20 protein-coding genes and 1 pseudogene are annotated in these 21,630 nt (G+C 61.6%); 7 read left to right on the forward strand and 14 right to left on the reverse strand.

Going from position 1 to position 21,630, the window contains the following annotated elements; translation table 11 throughout:
- Nucleotides 1-34 precede the first annotated feature (34 nt).
- Nucleotides 35-856, reverse strand: a complete 822-nt coding sequence (locus V5B59_RS09250) for a VCBS repeat-containing protein (protein ID WP_169069507.1) — start codon at nucleotides 854-856, stop codon at nucleotides 35-37.
- Between the two features lie 190 nt (nucleotides 857-1,046).
- On the opposite strand from V5B59_RS09250, the gene V5B59_RS09255 reads away from it, so the two are divergent.
- Nucleotides 1,047-2,261, forward strand: coding sequence for an ISAzo13 family transposase (locus V5B59_RS09255; protein WP_332351424.1), 1,215 nt, complete (start codon nucleotides 1,047-1,049; stop codon nucleotides 2,259-2,261).
- 223 nt (nucleotides 2,262-2,484) lie between these two features.
- Here the strand turns inward: V5B59_RS09255 and V5B59_RS09260 are convergent, their stop codons facing one another.
- The 12 genes from V5B59_RS09260 to V5B59_RS09315 form a co-directional block, all read right to left on the reverse strand.
- Entirely contained in the window at nucleotides 2,485-2,874 is a 390-nt protein-coding gene (locus tag V5B59_RS09260; protein WP_034910419.1) for a DUF2237 family protein, read from the reverse strand.
- The gene (gene iscX / locus V5B59_RS09265) at nucleotides 2,871-3,065 is read right to left on the reverse strand and encodes a Fe-S cluster assembly protein IscX (protein WP_169071643.1); all 195 of its coding nucleotides are present in this window, start codon (nucleotides 3,063-3,065) and stop codon (nucleotides 2,871-2,873) included. Before iscX ends, V5B59_RS09260 begins: the two co-directional genes overlap by 4 nt.
- Complete coding sequence (gene fdx / locus V5B59_RS09270; protein ID WP_169071642.1) at nucleotides 3,062-3,403, reverse strand: ISC system 2Fe-2S type ferredoxin; 342 nt, start codon at nucleotides 3,401-3,403, stop codon at nucleotides 3,062-3,064. The genes iscX and fdx overlap by 4 nt, the downstream gene beginning before the upstream one ends.
- Nucleotides 3,400-5,301, reverse strand: a complete 1,902-nt coding sequence (gene hscA / locus V5B59_RS09275) for a Fe-S protein assembly chaperone HscA (protein ID WP_332351822.1) — start codon at nucleotides 5,299-5,301, stop codon at nucleotides 3,400-3,402. Before hscA ends, fdx begins: the two co-directional genes overlap by 4 nt.
- A 55-nt stretch (nucleotides 5,302-5,356) precedes the next feature.
- Nucleotides 5,357-5,884: a Fe-S protein assembly co-chaperone HscB gene (gene hscB, locus V5B59_RS09280; protein WP_034910414.1), complete on the reverse strand. Its 528-nt coding sequence runs from the start codon at nucleotides 5,882-5,884 to the stop codon at nucleotides 5,357-5,359.
- A 70-nt stretch (nucleotides 5,885-5,954) separates the two neighbouring features.
- Nucleotides 5,955-6,278, reverse strand: a complete 324-nt coding sequence (iscA, locus tag V5B59_RS09285; protein ID WP_034910409.1) for an iron-sulfur cluster assembly protein IscA — start codon at nucleotides 6,276-6,278, stop codon at nucleotides 5,955-5,957.
- 29 nt (nucleotides 6,279-6,307) lie between these two features.
- Nucleotides 6,308-6,703, reverse strand: a complete 396-nt coding sequence (iscU, locus tag V5B59_RS09290) for a Fe-S cluster assembly scaffold IscU (protein ID WP_034910408.1) — start codon at nucleotides 6,701-6,703, stop codon at nucleotides 6,308-6,310.
- 24 nt (nucleotides 6,704-6,727) lie between these two features.
- Complete coding sequence (locus V5B59_RS09295) at nucleotides 6,728-7,939, reverse strand: IscS subfamily cysteine desulfurase (RefSeq protein WP_332351823.1); 1,212 nt, start codon at nucleotides 7,937-7,939, stop codon at nucleotides 6,728-6,730.
- Nucleotides 7,940-7,997: 58 nt separating this feature from the next.
- Nucleotides 7,998-9,155 carry a cysteine desulfurase family protein gene (locus V5B59_RS09300; RefSeq protein ID WP_169071649.1) on the reverse strand — a complete coding sequence of 386 codons (1,158 nt, stop codon included), beginning with the start codon at nucleotides 9,153-9,155 and terminating at the stop codon, nucleotides 7,998-8,000.
- A gap of 12 nt (nucleotides 9,156-9,167) precedes the next feature.
- Complete coding sequence (gene iscR, locus V5B59_RS09305) at nucleotides 9,168-9,659, reverse strand: Fe-S cluster assembly transcriptional regulator IscR (RefSeq protein WP_034911736.1); 492 nt, start codon at nucleotides 9,657-9,659, stop codon at nucleotides 9,168-9,170.
- Nucleotides 9,660-9,719: 60 nt separating this feature from the next.
- Entirely contained in the window at nucleotides 9,720-10,472 is a 753-nt protein-coding gene (gene cysE, locus V5B59_RS09310; protein ID WP_034911739.1) for a serine O-acetyltransferase, read from the reverse strand.
- Between the two features lie 65 nt (nucleotides 10,473-10,537).
- The gene (locus V5B59_RS09315; RefSeq protein WP_169071641.1) at nucleotides 10,538-11,353 is read right to left on the reverse strand and encodes an RNA methyltransferase; all 816 of its coding nucleotides are present in this window, start codon (nucleotides 11,351-11,353) and stop codon (nucleotides 10,538-10,540) included.
- 70 nt (nucleotides 11,354-11,423) lie between these two features.
- Here V5B59_RS09315 and V5B59_RS09320 point away from each other — a divergent pair, with 70 nt between their 5' ends.
- Together V5B59_RS09320 and V5B59_RS26190 are read left to right on the forward strand one after the other, a co-directional pair.
- The gene (locus tag V5B59_RS09320; RefSeq protein ID WP_169071640.1) at nucleotides 11,424-12,233 is read left to right on the forward strand and encodes an inositol monophosphatase family protein; all 810 of its coding nucleotides are present in this window, start codon (nucleotides 11,424-11,426) and stop codon (nucleotides 12,231-12,233) included.
- A gap of 363 nt (nucleotides 12,234-12,596) precedes the next feature.
- Nucleotides 12,597-12,680: pseudogene (locus V5B59_RS26190) on the forward strand (PEP-CTERM sorting domain-containing protein); the annotation flags it as partial.
- Between the two features lie 75 nt (nucleotides 12,681-12,755).
- Here V5B59_RS26190 and V5B59_RS09330 read toward each other — a convergent pair.
- Nucleotides 12,756-14,339: an HPr family phosphocarrier protein gene (locus V5B59_RS09330; protein ID WP_169071639.1), complete on the reverse strand. Its 1,584-nt coding sequence runs from the start codon at nucleotides 14,337-14,339 to the stop codon at nucleotides 12,756-12,758.
- Nucleotides 14,340-14,568: 229 nt separating this feature from the next.
- Here V5B59_RS09330 and V5B59_RS09335 point away from each other — a divergent pair, with 229 nt between their 5' ends.
- The 4 genes from V5B59_RS09335 to V5B59_RS09350 all read left to right on the forward strand — a co-directional run bounded on the left by V5B59_RS09335 (nucleotide 14,569) and on the right by V5B59_RS09350 (nucleotide 21,475).
- Nucleotides 14,569-14,904 carry a PEP-CTERM sorting domain-containing protein gene (locus V5B59_RS09335; protein WP_248595026.1) on the forward strand — a complete coding sequence of 112 codons (336 nt, stop codon included), beginning with the start codon at nucleotides 14,569-14,571 and terminating at the stop codon, nucleotides 14,902-14,904.
- A gap of 723 nt (nucleotides 14,905-15,627) precedes the next feature.
- Nucleotides 15,628-16,854 carry an efflux RND transporter periplasmic adaptor subunit gene (locus tag V5B59_RS09340; RefSeq protein ID WP_169071637.1) on the forward strand — a complete coding sequence of 409 codons (1,227 nt, stop codon included), beginning with the start codon at nucleotides 15,628-15,630 and terminating at the stop codon, nucleotides 16,852-16,854.
- A 6-nt stretch (nucleotides 16,855-16,860) separates the two neighbouring features.
- On the forward strand, nucleotides 16,861-20,073 hold the full coding sequence (locus V5B59_RS09345; protein WP_169071636.1) for an efflux RND transporter permease subunit: 3,213 nt from the start codon (nucleotides 16,861-16,863) through the stop codon (nucleotides 20,071-20,073).
- The gene (locus V5B59_RS09350; RefSeq protein ID WP_169071635.1) at nucleotides 20,066-21,475 is read left to right on the forward strand and encodes an efflux transporter outer membrane subunit; all 1,410 of its coding nucleotides are present in this window, start codon (nucleotides 20,066-20,068) and stop codon (nucleotides 21,473-21,475) included. Before V5B59_RS09345 ends, V5B59_RS09350 begins: the two co-directional genes overlap by 8 nt.
- Nucleotides 21,476-21,630: the final 155 nt, after the last annotated feature.

Genomic DNA, 21,630 nt, shown 5'->3' on the forward strand with positions numbered 1-21,630 from the left:
CGAAGTGCATTGCGGTGGTAATCGGCAAGAACGGTCAGACGCTGAGGTCCACCTGCTGAATGCTGCCGACACCGCCACTTTCCTGCAGGAAGACGCCGCTGCTGCGGATCTGCCCAAGGGTTTGGTTGCTGCCGTCGCGTAGATCGTAGGGGGTGGCGACGCGGGCCAGGCTGAGTGCGCCGACATTGGCTTCCTTGAGGCTCTGCACCTTGCCGCCGCCATTGGCATCGGGGGTCCAGACGCCGAGTTGGGCAAAGGCTGCGTCGTTTTCGTCGATCCAGCCGTTGCCATCGCCGTCGAGTGTGGCGAGGTCGGCAAAACCGTCGCCACTTCTGGTCCCGAAAAGTTCGCCGCCATTGTTGATCCGCCCGTCGTGGTTGCGATCCAGGGTCAGGAAACCGCTGCCGGAGGCGAGACGGTTGATGCTCTCGGCGGTCCCGTCGGCGTCGAGATCGAACTTGAAGCGCTGGTCGCCGAGTTGGGCGGCGGTACCCGCAAAATTGAGCACCAGCGGATCCTTCTTCTGGCGCGTCGCGTCGCCAAGGCGCAGGCTGACATCGCTTTCCTCGTGGTAACTGCGCGACATCTCCAGTTGCAGGTCGAAGCGAATTTCCTTGCCATCCGTGGTCTTGATCACCCCGTTGGCGGCGAACGAGGTCTGCTCGAATTCGCTGTGGGATGCGTGGTAGTCATATTCGACGCCGTAACCGGCCGGAGGCTGCGCAGCAGCAGCGCCTCCAGCCTGGGCGGCAGGTGCCACCTCGGCTGGCAGGTCAGTCGCTGGCGCAGACACCGAAGCCGCCGGCGCATGCAGCTCGGCAGCATCAAAGATGCGCACGTCTTCTCCGGTCAACATGCGAACGAGTGCTCTCATCAACAGCAGACGCGGATCGTTCTCGGTCTCGTCGGCGCTGTTTGCCAGTGCATCCGCCTGCGATGCCGCCTTGCCGGCATCGGAAAGAGTGACCTGATCAGCAGCAGCACGAGAATTAGTATCTGTCCAGAAATAACTTGTACAACTTATACGAGTAGGCGACGATCTCGTCATGAGTAATGACGAGCTAGTTGAAACGATCCGTAAGAAGTTCGAGCGCGTGTCCACGGTTTTGGATGAGCGGGGGCGTCGTGTGTGGGCGTTGGCGGAAGCCGAGGCGCTCGGTTACGGCGGACAAAGCATCGTCGCTAAAGCCACGGGGCTATCGCGAATGACGCTGTATTCGGAAAAATGCGGTCATGCCCAGGACGACCCGGCGGGTTCTCGTAGACACGTCCGAAAAGCAGGGGGTGGACGCAAGAAGCTGATCGAGCACGAGCCGACATTGCTCTCGGCGCTGGAAAGATTGGTGGAACCGACCACCCGGGGAGACCCTGAGAATCCTTTACGGTGGACCTGTCTGAGTACCCGTCAACTGGCGGCGGCCCTTGAACAACAAGGCCACCGGATTGGTCGTCAGACCGTAGCGGTTTTGCTGGATAAGTTGGGCTATAGCCTTCAGGGAAATCAAAAGACCAAGGAAGGCACCGTCCATCCGGACCGGGATGCTCAATTCCGTTACATTCACGGTCGAGTCGAGGATTTCCAACGACGGGGACAGCCTGTGGTTTCAGTCGATACCAAGAAAAAGGAACTCGTCGGGGACTTCAAAAATGGAGGCCGAGAGTGGCGCCCCAAAGGAAACCCCGAACCGGTTCGCGTTCATGACTTTATCGACAAGACCCTAGGCAAAGTGAATCCCTATGGCGTCTATGATCCAACGGCAAACACCGGTTGGGTTAGCGTTGGGGTCGATCATGACACCGCCGAGTTTGCGGTGGAAACGTTACGACGGTGGTGGGAAAAGATGGGACGAATTCGTTATCCCGGGGCTACCGAACTGTTGGTGACTGCGGATGGTGGTGGCAGCAATGGGGCGAGAGTACGGTTATGGAAGGTCGCTTTACAGCGTCTGGCCGACCAAACCGGCCTATGCATCTCGATCTGCCATTTTCCACCGGGAACTAGCAAATGGAATAAGATCGAACATCGGATGTTCAGCTACATCAGTATGAATTGGCGAGGAAAGCCTCTGGTCAGCCATGAGGTCATCGTCAATTTGATTGCTGCCACCACCACACAAGCAGGCCTAAAAATTGAGGCGGAGATGGATACCAACACCTACGCGAAAGGCATACACGTGACTGATGATGAACTCGATAAAGTTCACATAGAACGCTCCGAGTTTCATGGTGAATGGAACTACACCATCCGGCCATCGGTTTGAACTTGTACAACTTATTTCTGGACAGATACTTATCACCTCCCTCGAAGTCCGGCCGTTGAGCCCCGATCCACATGCGCGTCGATTCACGGACTTCCGTTTGTTGCGCTGCCACATGCGAAGAGAGCATTTGCATCTCGGAACTGGCGATTTTCATGGTGGCTGCCTGAGTAGATTGGGGGGTACTCCCTAGAACGGCAGACTGCGGGTTTTCTTAAGCAGAGATTCAGTTCAGATCGATCGCATAACGCTTGAGGTCATCGAGGCCGACGATCAGGAGTGCGGCTTCGTTGGTGGCGTTGAGAACGACGCGCGGCGCCTTGCCGGCGTGCAGGGCTTCGCGCCAACGGGCGGCACAGAGGCACCAGCGGTCGCCGGGGTGCAAGCCGGGAAAGCCGAATTCTGGCCGCGGCGTCGACAGGTCGTTGCCACGCGCCTTCGAGAATTCGAGGAAGTCGGCGGTCAGCAGCACGCAAATGGTATGGCTGCCGAAGTCTTCGTCGCTGGTATTGCAGCAACCGTCCCGAAAAAATCCGGTCACCGGCTTCTCGCTGCAGGATCCCAGAGGCCCGCCGAGAACGTTGCGCTGGCCGCCGCCCATGTCGTCGGGCTTCATGCCAGTTCGTCGATCCAGGCTTGCTGGATGGCCTCAAGGATTTTCTCGCCACAATGTCTGAAATCATCGTCAAAGCCGGGCAAGGCCAGCACCCAATTCATCAGGTCGACAAAGTTGATCTTCAGCGGGTCGAGCTCTGGATGCGCTTCGGCGAGTTCGATGGCTATTTCGTTGATGTCGGTCCATTTCATCGATGGCCCTCCTTGGTCATGTTGATCGAGTAACGCGGGATCTCGATCAGCAGCGGCGTTGCGTTGACGATCGCCTGACACGACAGGCGTGAATTCGGTTCGAGACCCCAGGCCTTGTCGAGCAGGTCGTCCTCGACCTCGTCGGAAGGTTCAAGCGCGGCAAAGCCTTCACGGACGATGACGTGACAGGTGGTACAGGCGCAGGACATCTCGCAGGCATGTTCGATGGCGATGCCGTTCTCGAGCAGGTTCTGACACAGCGATTCACCGGGTCGCGCGTCGATCACCGCGCCATCAGGACAGAGTTCGATATGCGGCAGAACGACGACCTGGGTCATACGGTCTCTTCCGTCTTCGCCACGACTGCTTCGCTGTCCAGCTCGCTGATGTTGCGACCGGCGAAAGCACGCCGGATCGATTTGTCCATGCGCCGTGCCGCGAAATCCTTGGTGTCGGCTTCGAGGTCGTCGATCGCCAGCATGATCTGGCGGCGCTTGTCGCCGCGTGCGGCTGCTTGCAGCTTGACGATGTCGCTGTCGATGCGTGCCAGTTCGTCGGCACTGAGCAATTCCCGGTCGTTGGTCAAGGCGGAACGTACCGCTTCGATCAGCCGTTCGGCATCGACCTGCATTTCCTTGAGCGCGCGCTGCAGCGCGTCGTCCTTGACGTGCAGCAGCGAGTCCTTGAGCATGCCGGCGATCTCGTCATCGGTCAGTCCGTAGGAAGGCTTGACGACGATACTGGCTTCGACGCCGGAAGTCTGTTCGCGAGCAGTCACTCCCAGCAGGCCGTCGGCGTCGACCTGAAAAGTGACGCGAATGCGGGCGGCGCCCGCGACCAGTGGCGGAATACCGCGCAGTTCAAAGCGCGCCAGCGAACGGCAATCGCTGACCAGTTCGCGTTCTCCCTGCACGACATGCACGGCGAGCGCCGTCTGGCCGTCGCGGAAGGTGGTGAACTCCTGCGCGCGCGCCGTCGGAATCGTCGAATTGCGGGGAATGATCTTTTCGACCAGACCGCCCATGGTTTCGAGACCCAACGATAGCGGTATCACGTCGAGCAGCAGCCAGTCTTCGCCGGCCAGGCCGTTGCCGGCCAACAGATTGGCCTGTTTGGCCGCTCCGATGGCGACGACCTTGTCGGGATCGAGATTGTTCAGCGGATCCTGGCGGAAGAAGTCACCAACGGCGCGCTGCACCTGCGGCATGCGCGTGGCGCCGCCGACCATCACCACGCCCTTGACCTCGGTAACCGACAGACCAGCGTCACGCAGCGCTTTTTTGACCGGCTGCATGGTCTTGGCGACCAGGGTCTGGGTGATCTCGGCAAAGATTTCGGTGGTGAGCGTCAGATCGACCTGCTCGCCACTGTTTAAGCGCGCGTTGATCTGGGCAAGGCCGTGAAAGGTCAGGTATTCCTTGGCTTCACGAGCGCGTGTCAGGAGCATCCGGGCATCCTCGACCGACAGGGGTTTGAGTCTGGCTTCTTCGAGGATCCAGCAGAAGATGCGATGGTCGAAATCGTCACCGCCGAGCGCCGAGTCGCCGCCCGTCGCCAGCACCTCGAAAATGCCGCGCGACAGTCTGAGGATCGAGATGTCGAAAGTGCCACCGCCGAGGTCATAGACCGCATAGACGCCTTCGGCAGCGTTGTCCAGCCCATAGGCAATCGCTGCCGCGGTCGGCTCGTTGAGCAGGCGCAGTACCGGCAGTCCGGCGAGTCTGGCGGCGTCCTTGGTGGCCTGGCGCTGCGCATCGTCGAAGTAGGCGGGAACGGTGATTACCGCGCCAACGATAGATCCGCCCAGTGAGGCCTCGGCGCGCAGACGCAAGGTGTGCAGGATCTCGGCCGAAACTTCGACCGGACTCTTCAACCCGGCAGCGGTGTGCAGGCGCAGCATGCCCGGTGTGTCGTCGAAAACATAGGGCATGCTCTTGTGATGAGCGACGTCCGCCAGCCCGCGACCCATGAAGCGCTTGACCGAGACGATGGTGTTGCGCGGATCGACGGCCTGCCTGGCCGCGGCTTCGTAACCGACTTCACTGCTGCCGTCCGGCCGATAGTGCACCACCGAAGGCAGCAGGGGACGCCCGAGTTCGTCGCTGAGGACGATGGCCAGGCCGCTGCGCACCGTCGCAACCAGGGAGTTGGTCGTCCCCAGGTCGATGCCGACAGCCAGCCGGTGCTGGTGCGGCACTGTGGATTCGCCTGGTTCCGCAATCTGTAATAAAGCCATGAAAAAGTCCTGGTACGTGTTGCTGGTGATTTGGCGCAGCAGTCTGGATGACGAACTACTCCTCGCAAGCCGCCATCGCGTCGTCGATCTCGCCGAGCAGCTTCTCCAGGAACATCAGTCGCCGCACGCGGTCGGCGGCCTGCTCCAGATCATGCTGATCGTCCAGTAGCCGGGCGACTTCCTCGTAACGTTCAAGCAGATCCCGCTGCAGACGATGGTGCAGATGCTCGAGTTCATGGTGTTCGCCAGCGCTGCGCGCTTCGGCAACCGCCTCGCGCCATTCCATCTGTTCGACCAGGAAATCGGCGGGCATCAGGGCATTGTTCTCGCTGCCGAGATCATGCGCCGCCAGATGCAACAGGTATCTGGCCCGCGGCAAGGGCTTCTTGAGCGTCTGGTAGGCTTCATTGACGCGCGTCGCCCATTGCAGCGACAGCCGTCGCTCGGCGTCACCGGCACTTGCAAAGCGATCCGGATGCACTCTCGTCTGCATCTCGATATAACGGCGGTCGAGCAGTGCCGCATCCAGCCGGAAGGCAGGCGGCAACTCGAACAAGGAAAAGTGGTCGGCGTTGAAGTCCATTATTTTCGGCGGCGCGTCTTCGCACAGGTAGCTGGCCGTCAAGCCTGTCGCATGCCCGGCTTGCCCAAGCTCAGACGTTGAAACTTTCGCCGCAGCCGCAGGCGTCCTTGACATTCGGGTTGTTGAAGCGGAACCCCTCGTTCAGCCCCTCACGTGCAAAGTCGAGTTCGGTACCGTCGAGGTAGGGCAGACTTTTCGGATCAATCAGAACCTTTACACCATGCGACTCGAACTCGATGTCGTCCGGGTGCGCGACATCGGCAAACTCGAGTTTGTAAGCCATTCCCGAGCAGCCACTGGTACGCACGCCGACACGCAGCCCGATCCCCTTGCCGCGCTTGAGCATGAAATTCGCAACGTGGCTCGCTGCCCGTTCAGAAAGCGTCACTGCCATGCAAAAACCTCCTGCTGTACTGTGGTCTGTCAAGCCGAAACCTGTTCGCTGTGCTTTTTCTTGTAATCGGCGACTGCCGCCTTGATCGCATCCTCGGCAAGAATCGAGCAGTGGATCTTGACCGGCGGCAAAGCCAGCTCGTCGGCGATCTGGGTGTTCTTGATGTCCAGCGCCTGATCGATGGTCTTGCCCTTGACCCACTCGGTCACCAGCGAAGACGAAGCGATCGCCGAGCCGCAACCGTAGGTCTTGAACTTGGCGTCTTCGATGACGCCGCCCTTGCCGACCTTGATCTGCAGCTTCATCACGTCGCCGCAGGCGGGTGCGCCGACCATGCCGGTGGCCACGCCCTCCTCTTCCTTGCCGAACGATCCGACATTACGTGGATTTTCGTAGTGATCCAGAACCTTGACACTGTACGACATGTTGTTTCTCCTTCAATACATTCATCAATGAGCGGCCCACTGAACCGAACTCAGGTCAACACCGTCCTGCACCATTTCCCACAGCGGCGAGAGTTCGCGCAAGCGGCCAATCTTGTCGTGCAGGAGCTTGATCGCATAGTCGATGTCCTCCGCACTGGTGAAACGGCCGAGGGTAAACCGGATCGAGCTGTGCGCGAGTTCATCCTCACGGCCAAGCGCACGCAGGACGTACGACGGTTCGAGCGAGGCTGATGTACAAGCCGATCCCGACGATACCGCGAGATCCTTGATCGCCATCAGCAACGATTCGCCTTCGACGTAGGCGAAACTGATATTCAGGTTGTGCGGCACCCGCCGTTCCATGTCGCCATTGACATAGACATGCTCGATGTCCGACAGCCCTTTGAGCAGGCGATCGCGCAGCATGCGGATCCGCTCGTTCTCGGCGCCCATCTCCAGGCGTGCCAAGCGGAAAGCCTCACCCATGCCGACGATCTGATGCGTCGGCAGCGTGCCGGAACGGAAGCCACGTTCGTGGCCACCGCCATGCATCTGCGCATTCAGGCGAACGCGCGGTTTCCGCCGCACGTACAGCGCGCCGATCCCTTTCGGGCCGTAAGTCTTGTGCGCCGAGAAACTCATCAGATCGACCTTGAGTGCCGCGAGATCGATCGCCACCTTGCCGGTCGCCTGCGCCGCATCGACATGAAAGAGGATTCCCCTGGCACGGCAGATCTCGCCGATCTCGGCGATCGGCTGGATGACCCCGATCTCGTTATTGACCAACATCACCGAGACGACGATCGTATCCGGGCGCAGTGCCGCCTGGAACATATCCAGGTCGAGCAGGCCGTCGTCCCTGACGTCGAGGTAGCTGACTTCAAAGCCCTGCCGCTCGAGTTCGCGGCAAGTATCGAGAACCGCCTTGTGCTCGGTCTTGACCGTCACCAGATGCTTGCCCTTGCCGGCGTAGAACTGTGCCGCGCCCTTCAGCGCCAGGTTGTTCGACTCGGTCGCGCCCGAGGTCCAGACGATCTCCTTGGTGTCGGCATTGACCAGCCTGGCCACTTCTTCTCGTGCTTCCTCGACCGCAGCTTCGGCCTCCCAGCCGAAGGAGTGCGAGCGTGAGGCAGGGTTGCCGAATTTCTCGACCAGATAAGGAATCATCTTCTCCGCCACGCGCGGATCGACCGGCGTCGTGGCCGAATAATCGAGATAGATGGGCAGTTTCAGCATTGCTCTTGCTCCGGGTTGTCCATGTTCTTGCAGATCATCAGTTGGTCTTCGGGCGCTCTCAGGCGCTCATCGCACTCAGCCGCTGCAAGCCCGCGATGGTGGCCTGCAGCGTATTCAGAAAGCCGGCGACCTGTTCCTTGCTGTTGCCGCGACCGAGGCTGACACGCACTGCGCCACGCGCCAGTTCGGGATCGACCCCCATCGCCCGCAGCACATGCGAGGGCTCGGGGTTGGCACTCGAACAGGCTGCACCGCTGGCTACCGCGTAGCCGGCACGGTCCAGATGTCCGACCAGAGTTTCACCATCGAGTTCAGGGAACGAGAAATAAACGGTGTTCGGCAGGCGTTCGGCAGCCTGGCCGAAGAGCGTCGCACCGAGGCCGAGGAGGCCGGCTTCGAGCTGCCCGCGCAATTCGAGCAGACGCTGTGCCAGCCTTACCCGGCGCTCTGTGGCGAGAGTACAGGCGACGCCGAAACCGACGATTGACGCGACGTTCTCGGTTCCCGAACGTAATCCGCGCTCGTGGCCACCGCCGGCAATCAGTGGCTCCAGTTCGACACGCTTGTCGAGCACCAGGGCCGCCGCACCCTTGGGGCCGCCGATCTTGTGCGCCGACAAGGTCAGCGCATGCACTCCGGCAGCATTGAGACGACGAAAATCGACAGCCAGCTTGCCGACCGCCTGCACCGCATCGGTATGAAACCAGGCGCCGGCCATGCGCGCGCAATCGGCGAGCGATTCGACATCCTGCAACACGCCGGTTTCGTTGTTGGCCAGGATCACCGAAACGATCTTCGGTTTTCGGGCCATCACCTCCGCGAAGTGGCCGACATCGACTCGGCCGTCGGCGTCGACCGCCAGTTTCTCAAGCATCCAGCCGCGTTTGCACAATTGCTCGGCGGGCTTGATCACACACGGGTGCTCAATCGCGCTGACGGCCAACAAGCCAGGCTTCAGACAAGCGGCGGCGCCCTTGATCAGCAGATTGTTGGCTTCCGAACCGCCACTGGTAAACACCACTTCACTGGCATGCGCACCGACCGCCGCAGCGACCTGACTGCGCGCCTCGTCGATCGCCCGCCGCGCCGCCCGACCATACTCGTGCCGGCTCGAGGCATTGCCGAACTGCGCCGAAAGATAGGGCAGCATCGCCTCGAGCACCGCCGGATCAGTCGGGGTACTGGCATTGTGGTCGAAATACACGGGCGCGAACATGGCGGTCGACACTCAACTTTCGAGGGCCACGGCCTTGGCACGTGCCCGCGGCCTGTTGCGGCGCGCATCATGGACCACAGCGACCTGGCCGCCGGTTTTCTGGAGTTGCTGATTGACCAGCTCGGCCAGCGTCACCGAACTGAGAAACTCGTACATCTTGTCGTTCAGCGTCGACCACAACTCGTGGGTCATGCAGCGCTCGTCGTCGCGGCAGTTCTCGCGGCCACCGCATTGCGTTGCATCGAGTGGCTCATCGACGGCACGAATGATGTCGGTGACCGTCATTTCACTGGTTGGCCGCGCCAGACAGTAGCCGCCACCGGGGCCACGCACGCTTTCGACGAGGCCGTAGCGGCGCAGCTTGCCGAACAACTGCTCCAGATAGGAAAGGGAAATTTTCTGACGATCGCTGATTCCGGCCAGAGACACCGGCCCTTCACTGCAGCGCAATGCCAGGTCGATCATCGCAGTCACTGCGAAACGTCCTTTGGTGGTTAGTCGCATGGCTCCTCCACGGGTATTAGTAGTTGATCAAGTTTGTACACTATAGAGACCATTCGAAAATTAGTCAACTATTTTACTCAAGTATTGGGGGTCAAACTGGTCTGTCGTGACCAATTCGCCCTTGACCTCGATGCCGGCCTCATCGAGTTTCCTGAGCAACAGCTCAAAACGCCGGTCAAGCTCGACCGCATGGTCGAGAAGTCCATGAATCGCCTTGGCCAGCGGGTCATCCTGATCGCCAGCCAGGGCATAAGCCGAGAAACCGAGTTGCCCGGCCATCTGCTCGCGCTTCTGTGCCTGCACGCTGTCGATGATACGCGCCGGATTGCCCACCGCGGTGGCTCCTGCCGGCACGTTCTTGACAACCACGGCATTCGAGCCGACCTTGGCCGACGCACCGATGATGATTGGTCCGAGCACCTTGGCGCCGGCGCCGATCACCACGCCGTTCTCCAGCGTCGGATGCCGCCGGCCCTTGTTCCATGAAGTGCCACCCAGGGTGACGCCGTGGTAGAGGGTGACATCGTCGCCGATGACGGCGGTTTCGCCGATCACCACACCCATGCCGTGATCGATGAACAGACGCCGCCCGACCGTTGCTCCGGGATGGATTTCGATACCGGTAAAAAAACGCCCGAGGTGCGAAACCGCGCGACCCAGCCAGCGCAAGCGGTGCACCCATAACCAGTTGGCCAGACGATGCGCGACCATCGCATGCACACCCGGATAACAGGTCAGCACTTCCCAGGAGGTACGGGCAGCAGGGTCACGGTCGAATACCGATTGAATGTCTTCGCGCAGGCGGCTGAACATGAGAGGGAAGTCCTTGAGCGAAAATCCTTGAGGGCAAGATGTAATCATACAATACCCTACTGATTTTATCTACTATTATGCGCGCAGCCGCTGGTACTGCCGGCCGTCCTGCGCTCCTCGGCGACCTGTCGTTCGATTGCATCGAGCAGTCCGCGCAGGATGTTGATCTCGTCGCGTTCAAGCTCGGCGCGTCCGAACAGGCGCCGCAACTTGGGCAGCAGCCGTCGTGGTCGCAAGGGGTCGAGAAAACCGCTGCTCACCATTACCCGCTGGAGATGCTCATAAAAGCGTTCGACTTCCTGATGGCTTGCCGGTGGCGAGGCAAAAGGAACCGCTTTGCTGAGCACCGGTGGACAGCCGTCGAAAGCCGCCAGGCGCAGCTCGTAACACAGCAGTTGCACCGCCGAAGCCAGGTTGAGTGAGGTGTACTCCGGGTTCGCCGGGATGAACACCGTACGCTGACAGCGTTGCACCTCGGCGTTGGACAGCCCGGCGGTTTCATTGCCGAACAACAGTGCCACTTCGCCCTCGGCGGCCCTGGCAAAAATCTCTGCCCCGGCCAGGCGCGCCGGCAAAGGCGGTGGCCCGAGGTTGCGATGCCGCGCCGAGATCGCACAGGCAAACACGCAATCGGCCAGTGCTGCGTCGATGCCTGTACACACCTCGGCAGACACGAGAATGTCTTCGGCGCCAGCGGCGCGGGCCACTGCCTGGTCGTCCGGAAAGCGCTTCGGATTGACCAGCAGCAGACGCGAGAGGCCCATCGTTTTCATTGCTCGTGCGGCGGCACCGATATTGCCGGGATGGCTGGTGTGCGACAGGACGACGCGGACCCGATCGAGTGGCGAGACCGAAGATTGAGACCTGGCAGGCCGGTTCATATTAGAATCGGGACTCCTCCACACCAATCGGGCCGCAGCAGCCACCCGTCAGGTTCTTCAAAAGCCATCCATGCATCCAGTTCTCAACATCCTCATCAAGGCGGCGCGCCGTGCCAGCAAAATCATCAATCAGGCATCAATGGACCTTGAGCACCTGCAGATCACCACCAAGCGCCAGAGCGATTTCGTCACCGAAGTGGACAAGAAAGCCGAAGCGGCGATCATCGAAGTGCTGCGCGAGGCGTATCCGGAATACGGCATTCTAGCAGAAGAGTCCGGCCAGACCGCCGGCATCGCCGCTGGCAGCGAGTATCAGTGGATCATCGATCCGCTTGACGGCACCACCAACTTCATCCACGGTCTTCCGCAATATGCGGTTTCGATTGCGCTCGCACACCGCGGCCAGATCACCCAGTCGGTGGTGTATGACACGGCCAGGAACGAGATGTTCACCGCCAGCAGAGGCGGCGGCGCCTTCCTCAACGAACGCCGCATCCGCGTCAGCAAGTGCCTGAGACTCGAAGACGCGCTGATTGGCACCGGTTTCCCCTACCGTATCTACGATCACATCGACGCCTACCTGGCGATCTTCAAGGAACTGGCACGCAAAACCGCCGGCATGCGCCGCCCCGGCGCTGCTTCCCTCGATCTGGCCTATGTGGCCTGTGGTCGATTCGACGGTTTCTGGGAATTCGGCCTCTCGCCCTGGGACATGGCCGGTGGTGCGCTGTTGATTTCCGAAGCTGGCGGTTTGATCAGCGATCTCGCCGGTAATGAAAACTACCTGCAAACCGGCAACATCATCGCCGGCACGCCAAAGGTCTTCGCGCAGTTGCTACAGGTGATCGACAGCCATCGGACGGCGGGTCTGGCGGCGTGATGCACGATATTACCCGATATAGCAGACGACTTCGCCAGGTTCGTCGATGTCGCGCGCCCTCAACGGTCTGCCACTGATCATTCGTACCCTCGACTTTTCCAGGCACCCCCGATCACGACCTCGGCCGATCCGATTTTTGCCGGCCTCGGAGCAACGATTTCGCTTTCAAACCCCGGCTGGGGGATTTTCTCGCAAGGATGGAATCCGACCGGCGGCGCGAGTTGCTTGGGGGGCCTGAGCAGCGGAGGTTGCGCAGTGATCCGGGGTAACTGTGGGAATACTTACCTCAATGGGCCATTGAACGACACCTACCTTCCCACTGCCGATGGCGAGCGCCTGCTGGCGAACGAACTCTTGCAGCTTACGCAAGTGCCCGAACCAGCATCTCTGGCTCTCTTTGGCCTCGGCCTCGCTGGCCTCGGCTGCAGCCGCCGCAAGAAGGCGTAAGGCCGCAACACGCTGAGCAAACCCCGCTTCGGCGGGGTTTGTCTTTTGTGAGCCCGGTGGCCTGCGCCCGACCCTTCAACGCCGCAGATACGACAGCGCCTTCGGCAGCACCACGTTGTTGCCGAAGCCATCCTCGCCGTAGCCAACCCTGGCCAGGGCGTCCACATCGGCCAGGACGCGCTTGTCGCCGATGAAGGTGACGGTCAGGTCGGTGCGGATGTCGAGTTGTCCCGTGGCCTGCAGGCGTGCGATCTCGGCGACGGTGTTTTCGAGGACGCCGCCCTCACGGCGACCGATCTCTTCGGAGATCTCAAGCGGCTGGCGGTAGAGAATCACCTTGCCCTCCCCGGCCAGCCGATGCACGATGGCCAGCACGGCGGCAGCGATGGCCGAAGGTTCCAGAGCGCCGTCCTGGTCGGGAGGGACGCGGGCGATTTCCGCCGCCAGCCAGCGCCGCTTGCGCGCATTGATGGTTTCGTTGGCGCGGAAAAGGTCGAGCGGCGAGCCGGCGTCAAACAATTTGCCGTCCAGATCCATCTGCACCTCGCTGCCGTAATGCGCGACGATGCGCGCCACCAGATTCGATGGCCGCACGTGGAAGCCCCGGTAGCTGGGCACCGGAACCTCCAGCCGCCCCGGCTCGGCGTAGCGGCGCAGGATGTTCTGGCTGAGGCGCTGGCCGCCGTCGAGAAAATCGCTCGAGAAAGCCATGGCGTAGGCGAACAGGGTGGCCATGATGGCGTCGGTATCGACCACCGGCCGTTCGCACAGCAGACCGTCGCCGGTCTGCGGGCTGACGTGCCGTTCGTAGTAGTGGGCCAGGTCAGTGGCGATCTTGAGCAGATGATAGATGACGCTGGCGTGGCCGCGCAGGAACGACAGATCCGGGTCCAAGGTCTCGACCCAGGTTCTGGAAACGTGGGTATCGTACAGTGACTGCAGATTGTGGAAACGGAAGCCGAGCTGGCGCAGACGTTCCTCGCTGACCGGATCCGGAAAACAGTGCGCATAGTCCTGCGGCGGCACGCGGGCCGAAGTGCGCAACAGCTCGCTTTCCGCCGCCAGATTGAGGAACTCCGTTGCCAGGTAGGTGACGGTGATGCTCACGTCGGCGGTGATGCGGTCGTCGCGGTTGCGGGCCAGGCGACCAGAAGGCAACTGTTCGGCAAAATCCTCTGGCGTCGGAGCGATGTCGGCGATGTCGACGCCGAGCAGCCGCGCTTCCTCCAGCAGACCGGCAGCGACCGCAATGACGACGCCACCGACCAGGCGCAAGCGTTCGCCAGTCGCCGCGTGGAAATCGGCGTCCACCGTCAGCAAGCTGTAGGTCGGCAGGCGACGCTGCACGTGGGCCAATACCCGGCCGATGCGCGCGAAGTTGCGCAGCGCCGCGACGATGGCCCGCAAGCGGCTCCAACGGAGGTTCTGGGAAGCACCGTACTCGTCGAGCAGCTCTTCCATCTGGCCCGATTCGAGCAGCAGCCGACCACTCAGCAGCCGCGTCAGGGCGACCTCGCCGACACCCCTGGCAGTCAGGCCGCGGGCGAGTTCGAGCAGTGTCCGGCCGCGTGCGCGGATCAGCTCGCAAAACTGCTGGTCGTCGATCAGCCGCTCTCCCGTCTCCGCGGCGGAGAAGTCGCGACCGCTTGCATCGTTCATGATGAGCTTTCCCTCTGCTGGCGCGGGAGTACGCGCGAATGTTCGGCATTTTCCGGGTTTCGCGCCAATGGGCAAGTCGCTTCAGCGCCTTGGGTGTGTCAGCGAGAGGAAGGGAAAATTCAACTACCGCTGACGCGACTTTCACAGGAAGGCTCATCACTTTTCCAGGCATTGCTGCGGCACGCCGTCGCAGTCCCTGGTCAATTCCTCGGATGGCGGGAACAACCGTTTGAGTCCGCTGATCATCAGCTTTGCGTCGCCTGTGTTTGACGTCTCGTACATCTACGACAACTATGGAGACTCCGGCGTAACAGGGTTCGCGAGTGCCTTTGACAGCAGCCACACGCTTCTGGAAACGATTGCATCGCCGGACAATGGATACGGGAACGATCTCGTTTCGTTCTCGGCATCCGGCATTTCGTCGATCGAGATTACCAACCCCTTCGATGGATGGTTATTCGCCATCGACGATCTGAAGTTCAGCGTTCCGGAGCCAGGATCGTTGGCCCTTCTGGGCTTGGCCCTGGTCGGGATCGCCGGTTCACGCAAGCGCAAGGCCGCTTGAGCTGTTTTCGCCCATTTCGCCCCGGTCTTGTGCCGGGGTTTTTCTGTGCCGGGAACTGACTCTGCACGCAAAGCAGTCAGGCAGCCACCTTACGCTGCCTCCGGCAACTTCGAGCAGCGACGCCACTGCAGTCGGCGTGCGCGCCTCATAGACCGGACGTACCCGGAAGAGCAGGTTCGTCAGCGCTGTCTGGTGTGCCAGGTCTTCTCTGGCGCTGCACGGCAGGCTCGTCACGCGCCCGGACGGCGCCAGCCAGCCGGCAGCCCTGTACTCTTCGCCCACTGTCGTCGCCGATGCCAGGGCCAAGGGTGCCGAGAACCCGATCATCCTCGTTTTTCTGCCGAAGGGACATAGCTACGCGCTCGGCAATGCCATCGTGAACCTTGAAGCGGCCAAGAACACCTTCAACCGCAAAGGGACGTCGAACACCGAAGAAGGACGCGACGTTCGATGGAAAGACGTCAGCGCAACGCCAAGAAAGAAATATTGCCCCGTGAACCCGTACGGCCGGCCCACAGAATCGCAACGCGACACTCGATAGCCTGATAATTGACGCTGGATTACGCGCGGCACATAATCCATAATGAATTCATTGCGGGTCGTCGCCCGACAGAATCGGCAGGCAATGGCTCTCCACGGTTGATCATTTGTTTGCACCACGATGGCGCGACTCTCCCATTCATCAACACCAGCCACACCCATTTTCGTCCAGCAGGAGCCGCCATGAGGCCTACCCCATCCCCCTTCACCTCTGCAGATCGGGCTTTCAGGTACACACTCGCCGGGCTGGCCGGAGCGCTGCTTCTGGTCAGCACGGCATGCGAGAAGGAAAAGGCGGCGCCGCCAGCGGCGCCGGCCGTAGAGATCGTCACCGTCTCGCAAAGGGACGTACCGATCTACCTGGAATGGATCGGCTCACTCGACGGCAACGTCAATGCCGTCATCCGTCCGCAGGTCACCGGCTACCTGATCAGGCAGAACTACCGCGAAGGAGAGCTGGTGAAGCAGGGACAGCCGCTCTTCGAGATCGACCCGCGCACTTTCGAGGCTGCCGTCGAAGAGGCGAAGGGACTGCGTGCCCAGCAGGCGGCGCGTTATGAAACGACGCGGGCGAACCTGGCCCGCATCAAGCCCCTGGCGGCGATGAACGCCGTCAGCCAGAAGGATCTCGATGACGCCACCGGCGCCGACCTCTCGGCCAAAGCCTCGCTTGAAGCCGCCGAGGCATCGCTCAAGACGGCCAGGCTGAACCTCGGTTTCACCCGAATCACTTCGCCAGTCACCGGCATCGCCGGCATCGCCAAGGCCCAGATCGGCGACCTCCTGAGCCCGAGCATGACGACGGAGCTGACGACGGTGTCGACCGTCGATCCGATCAAGGTCTACTTCAACATCAGCGAACGCGAATACCTCAAGGTCGCCGCCGCCGCAGCCGCTTCCGGCAAGAAGACGGAGCATGTCCCCTTGCAGCTCATCCTTGTGGATGGATCGATCTACCCGCATCAGGGCAAGGTCGCGGTGCTCAACCGGCAGGTCGATCCGACGACGGGCACCTTCAAGGTCGCAGCCCTGTTTGCCAATCCGGACAACCTGCTTCGTCCTGGCCAGTACGGCAAGGTCCGCGCCACGATGTCGGTGGACAAGGGCGCGCTGCTGGTTCCCCAGCGGGCCGTCACCGAAATGCAGGGCAAGTACCTGGTGGCGGTCGTCGGCGCCGACAACAAGGCCGATGTCCGGCCGGTGACGGTCGGTGAACGGATTGCTTCGGAGTGGATCATCAGCAAGGGCCTGCAGCCAGGCGACAAGGTGATCGCCGAAGGTACCCAGAAAGTCAGGCCGGGGATGACCGTGAATCCGAAGCCCTTTGTCCCGGCAGCGCCAACGGCCGCAGCAGACCCGGCCAAGCCCACCGAGAAACCGGCAGCCCCTGCGCCAGCCGCCAAGGATTAAGCGACCATGTCCAAGTTCTTCATCAACCGGCCGATCGTCGCCATGGTCATTTCGATCCTGATGACCATCATCGGCCTGGTCGCCATGGCGGGCCTGCCGATCGCGCAGTTCCCGAACATCGTTCCACCGACGATCCAGGTCAACAGCACCTACACCGGCGCCGACGCGCTGACCGTCGAGCAGGCGGTCGCCACGCCGATCGAGCAGCAGATGTCGGGCGTCGACAACATGGACTTCATGTACTCGATCAACGCCAACAACGGCCAATCGACCCTGTATGTCACCTTCGACGTGGCGACCGACGCCAATACCGACCAGCTCCTGGCCCAGATGCGGGAGGGCCAGGCCGAGTCACAACTGCCATCCGACGTGCGCAACTACGGCGTCACGGTACAGAAGTCGACCTCGTCGCCGCTGATCATGTTCGCGCTCTATTCGCCGAACGGCACCTACGACAACGTTTTCCTGGCCAACTATTCGTACATCAACATCAACGACCAGATGACGCGCGTCAAGGGGATCGCCAGCGTCACGGTCTTCGGCGCCGGCCAGTACGCGATGCGCCTGTGGGTGCGGCCCGATGTCCTCGCCAAGCTGAACATCACGATTCCCGAGATCGTCAACGCCATCAACGCCCAGAACACCGTCAATCCGGCAGGCCAGGTCGGTGCCGAGCCGGTACCGGCAGGTCAGGAGTTCACCTACGCGGTGCGTGCGCAAGGACGCCTGGTCAGCGAAGAGGACTTCGGCAAGGTCGTGCTGCGCGCCAACCCCGACGGCTCGATCGTTCGCGTCGCCGATGTCGCGCGTATCGAGCTCGGCGCGCAGACCTACAATATGCAGGGCCGCCTCAACGGCAAGCCGGCCGCCCTGGTGGCGCTGTACCAGATACCGGGCGCCAACGCGCTCGACGCGGCGAACGGCGCCAAGGCTCTGATGGAGAAGATCAAGCAGGGCTTCCCACCCGACCTGGACTACGTTATCGCTCTCGACACGACGCTCGCCGTCACGGAAGGCATCAAGGAAATCGAGCACACGCTGTTCGAGGCGCTGGTCCTGGTCATCATCGTCGTCTTCATCTTCCTCCAGGGCTGGCGTGCGACGCTGATCCCGCTGCTCGCCGTGCCGGTCTCGCTGGTCGGTACCTTCATGCTCTTCCCGATGTTCGGCTTCTCGATCAACACGCTGTCACTATTCGGTCTGGTGCTGGCGATCGGCCTCGTCGTCGATGACGCCATCGTCGTCGTCGAGGCGGTCGAGCACCACATCGAGCACGGCCTTTCAGCCAAGGACGCGACGCTCAAGGCAATGGACGAAGTCACCGGGCCGGTGATCGCCATCGCCGTCATCCTCGCCGCGGTTTTCGTGCCGACCGCCTTCATTCCCGGTATCACCGGCCAGCTCTACCAGCAGTTCGCGGTGACCATCGCCATTTCGGTGATCATCTCGGCGTTCAACGCACTGACCTTGAGTCCCGCCCTGTGCGCGCTGCTGCTCAGGCCGAAAGTCAAGGGCAGCGGTCCGTTACAGAAATTCTACGACGGGTTCAACCGCGTCTTCGGACGAATCACTAACGGCTACGTGGGGACCTGCCGGATCGCGATACGCAAGAGCCTGGTCAGCCTGATTTTCCTGGTCGGCGTCGCCGCAGTCGCCGGACTGTTCGGGAAGACCCTGCCGACCGGCTTCCTGCCCGACGAGGACCAGGGCTATGTCTTCGCTGGCGTCCAGTTGCCCGACGCCAGCTCGCTGCAGCGCACGTCCGAGATCGCCCGTCAGGCCGAGGAGATGATCATGGGCGTACCCGGGGTCAAGTACGTGACGACGGTCGTCGGCTACAGTATGCTGAGTCAGGTGCAGAACACCTATAGTGCCTTCTTCTTCATCACCTTCGAGGATTGGGCGCTGCGCAAGAAGCCCGAGGAACAGTACGCGGCGATCAAGGCCGAACTGACGAAACGACTGTCGGGCATCAGCGGCGCGATCGGCTTTGCCTTCCCGCCGCCGGCGATCCCGGGCGTCGGCGTCTCCGGTGGTGCGACCTTCGTCCTTCAGGATCGTGCCGGCAAGGATCTTGCTTTCCTCGCCGAGAACACGACCAAGTTCCTGGAAGCCGCGCGTAAGCGCCCCGAACTTGCTGGCGCAACGACCACCTTCCGCCCGGTCGTGCCACAGCTATTCATCGAAGTCGACCGCGACAAAGTCCTCAAACAAGGGGTCAACATCAGCGACGTGTACAAGACGCTGCAAAGCTTCCTGGGCAGCGGCTTCATCAATTACTTCAACCGCTTTGGACGCCAGTGGCAGGTCTACGTCCAGGCTGAAGGCGAATACCGTACCAACATCGAGAATATCGGTCAGTTTTACGTGCGCAACAAGGACGGCCAGCCGGTCCCGCTATCGGCGCTGACCTCGGTGCGCAGCATTGCCGGACCCGAGTTCACGATGCGCTACAATCTCTATCGGAGCGCCCAGATCAACGCCTCGGCGGCGCCCGGTTACAGTTCGGTGCAGGTGATGCGCGCACTTGAGGAGGTCTTCGCCGAAACCATGCCGAGTGAAATGGGCTACGACTACATGGGTATGTCGTTCCAGGAGCAGAAGGCGCAGAAAGGCATTTCGCCGGTCGTCATCTTCGCTTTCTCGCTGCTCTGCGTCTTCCTGATCCTGGCGGCGCAGTACGAGAGCTGGTCGCTGCCGTTCTCGGTCCTGCTGGGCACCCCGATCGCCATCGCCGGCGCTTTCGCCGCGCTGCTCTTGCGTGGCCAGGAGCTCAACGTCTATGCGCAGATTGGCCTGGTAATGCTGATCGGCCTTGCCGCCAAGAACGCCATCCTGATCGTCGAGTTTGCCAAGATGGAGTACGAGAAAGGTGAGCTGTCACTGGCCGATGCGACGCTCAAGGGTGCGCAGTTGCGCTTGCGACCAATTCTGATGACTTCTTTCGCCTTCATCCTCGGCTGTGTGCCATTGGCGATTGCCAGCGGTGCCGGCGCCATTTCGCGGCAAGTGATGGGCGGCGCGGTGATCGGCGGCATGCTGGCAGCGACCGGCATCGCGATCTTCCTGGTCCCGGTGACCTTCTACGTCGTCGAGAAACTCGGCCACAAGGGGGAAACCAATGTCTCTCACGCCGAGAGTGGAGAAGCCACTGCCCCGCACGCGGCCACAGAAGAACAGCCAGCCAGCACCGGCAAGGAGGGTAAGGACCATGCGTAACATCGTGATTGCCCTGCTGGCGCTGTCTGCCAGTGGCTGCATGGTCGGACCCGATTACCTGCGCCCGGCCGTAGACACCCCCACCGCCTGGCGCCTGAGCGATCAGACGGCTCTTGATCTGGCCAATACCGCCTGGTGGGAACAGTTCGGCGATCCGGTGCTCAATGATCTGGTCGGCACGAGCCTGCGTGAAAACAAGGACCTGCTGATCGCCAGCGCGCGCATCGACGAGTTCGTCGGTCGCTACGGCATCGTTCGTGCGCCGCTGTTCCCGCAGGTCGGCGCCAGCTTCGAAGCCAGTCGGCAGCGGAGTTCGATCTCGGCCCTGGACGCCGGCAGCAGCACCTACAACAGCTACCAGGCGGTATTCACTGCCAGTTGGGAAATCGACATCTGGGGCCGTATCCGCCGCCAGAGCGAAGCCGCGCGGGCACAGCTCCTGGCCAGCGAGGACGCACGGCGTGCCGTCATCCTTTCGCTGGTCGGCAGCGTGGCCGGCGCCTACGTCAACCTGCGCGACCTCGATCGCCAACTGGAAATCGCCAGGGCGACCGCGAAAAGTCGCGGCGATTCCTACGACATCTTCAAGCAGCGCTACGCCGGAGGCGTCATCTCGCTGCTCGAACTGAGCCAGAACCAGTCCCAGTACGAGGAAGCCCTGGCCACCATCCCGAGCATCGAAAAGTCGATCGCCCAGCAGGAAAACGGCCTCTGCGTGCTGCTGGGTCGCAACCCTGGACCGATCGCCCGCGGCAGGAACATCGATCAACTGAGCGTGCCTGCCATCCCGGCCGGTCTGCCATCCGATCTGCTCGAGCGCCGCCCTGACCTGCAGCAGGCCGAACAGAACCTGATTGCCGCCAATGCCCTGATTGGCGCCGCCAAAGCGGCCTATTTTCCGACGATCTCGCTGACCGGCCTGTTCGGTTATGCCAGCAGCAGTCTTGGCAAGCTGTTCGACAGCGAGTCGAAGGTCTGGCAGTACGCCGCGCCGATCAGCATGCCGATCTTCACCGCCGGGGCCATTGCCGGTCAGGTGCAGGCCGCGGAAGCGCAACAGCAGCAAGCACTGTTTGCGTATCAGAAAGCCATTCAGCAAGCGTTTCGCGAGGTCAATGACGCGCTCGTTGATCAGGACCGGACCGGTGTGCAGTTACAGGCGCAGAAACGCCAGGTAGGCGCGCTGCAAGAGTATGCGGGAACGGCCCGGCTGCGCTACGAGAATGGCTACACCAGCTACATCGAGGTTCTCGACGCCGAACGCAGCCTGTTCAATGCCCAGCTACAATACACGCAGACGCAGCAGACCCGTTTGCAGGCAATGATCAACCTCTACAAGGCCATGGGCGGCGGCTGGGTGGTCGAGGCGGACAGGATGGCCAGCGTGGGCAAGGCACAATGAAACGGCACCCCGGGGTAAGTGTTCACCGAGCAGCAGGCCGATTGCCTCGTGATTGGCATCTTGCGGAACCGTGAACGGTATTGCAGGGCTCGACCGAACGTTTGGGGATTCTCCGGCGCAGTGAAAGCAGATATCTCGAAAGGAATGCGAAATGG

This window comes from Candidatus Accumulibacter contiguus (genome assembly GCF_036625285.1).
GTDB classification, from domain to species: domain Bacteria; phylum Pseudomonadota; class Gammaproteobacteria; order Burkholderiales; family Rhodocyclaceae; genus Accumulibacter; species Accumulibacter contiguus.

Coding starts and splice junctions, on each gene's coding strand:
- V5B59_RS09250 (WP_169069507.1), bottom strand. CDS start 856: ATGTTGACCGGAGAAGACGTGCGCATCTTTGATGCTGCCGAGCTGCAT.
- V5B59_RS09255 (WP_332351424.1), top strand. CDS start 1,047: ATGAGTAATGACGAGCTAGTTGAAACGATCCGTAAGAAGTTCGAGCGC.
- V5B59_RS09260 (WP_034910419.1), bottom strand. CDS start 2,874: ATGAAGCCCGACGACATGGGCGGCGGCCAGCGCAACGTTCTCGGCGGG.
- iscX (WP_169071643.1), bottom strand. CDS start 3,065: ATGAAATGGACCGACATCAACGAAATAGCCATCGAACTCGCCGAAGCG.
- fdx (WP_169071642.1), bottom strand. CDS start 3,403: ATGACCCAGGTCGTCGTTCTGCCGCATATCGAACTCTGTCCTGATGGC.
- hscA (WP_332351822.1), bottom strand. CDS start 5,301: ATGGCTTTATTACAGATTGCGGAACCAGGCGAATCCACAGTGCCGCAC.
- hscB (WP_034910414.1), bottom strand. CDS start 5,884: ATGGACTTCAACGCCGACCACTTTTCCTTGTTCGAGTTGCCGCCTGCC.
- iscA (WP_034910409.1), bottom strand. CDS start 6,278: ATGGCAGTGACGCTTTCTGAACGGGCAGCGAGCCACGTTGCGAATTTC.
- iscU (WP_034910408.1), bottom strand. CDS start 6,703: ATGTCGTACAGTGTCAAGGTTCTGGATCACTACGAAAATCCACGTAAT.
- V5B59_RS09295 (WP_332351823.1), bottom strand. CDS start 7,939: ATGCTGAAACTGCCCATCTATCTCGATTATTCGGCCACGACGCCGGTC.
- V5B59_RS09300 (WP_169071649.1), bottom strand. CDS start 9,155: ATGTTCGCGCCCGTGTATTTCGACCACAATGCCAGTACCCCGACTGAT.
- iscR (WP_034911736.1), bottom strand. CDS start 9,659: ATGCGACTAACCACCAAAGGACGTTTCGCAGTGACTGCGATGATCGAC.
- cysE (WP_034911739.1), bottom strand. CDS start 10,472: ATGTTCAGCCGCCTGCGCGAAGACATTCAATCGGTATTCGACCGTGAC.
- V5B59_RS09315 (WP_169071641.1), bottom strand. CDS start 11,353: ATGAACCGGCCTGCCAGGTCTCAATCTTCGGTCTCGCCACTCGATCGG.
- V5B59_RS09320 (WP_169071640.1), top strand. CDS start 11,424: ATGCATCCAGTTCTCAACATCCTCATCAAGGCGGCGCGCCGTGCCAGC.
- V5B59_RS09330 (WP_169071639.1), bottom strand. CDS start 14,339: ATGAACGATGCAAGCGGTCGCGACTTCTCCGCCGCGGAGACGGGAGAG.
- V5B59_RS09340 (WP_169071637.1), top strand. CDS start 15,628: ATGAGGCCTACCCCATCCCCCTTCACCTCTGCAGATCGGGCTTTCAGG.
- V5B59_RS09345 (WP_169071636.1), top strand. CDS start 16,861: ATGTCCAAGTTCTTCATCAACCGGCCGATCGTCGCCATGGTCATTTCG.
- V5B59_RS09350 (WP_169071635.1), top strand. CDS start 20,066: ATGCGTAACATCGTGATTGCCCTGCTGGCGCTGTCTGCCAGTGGCTGC.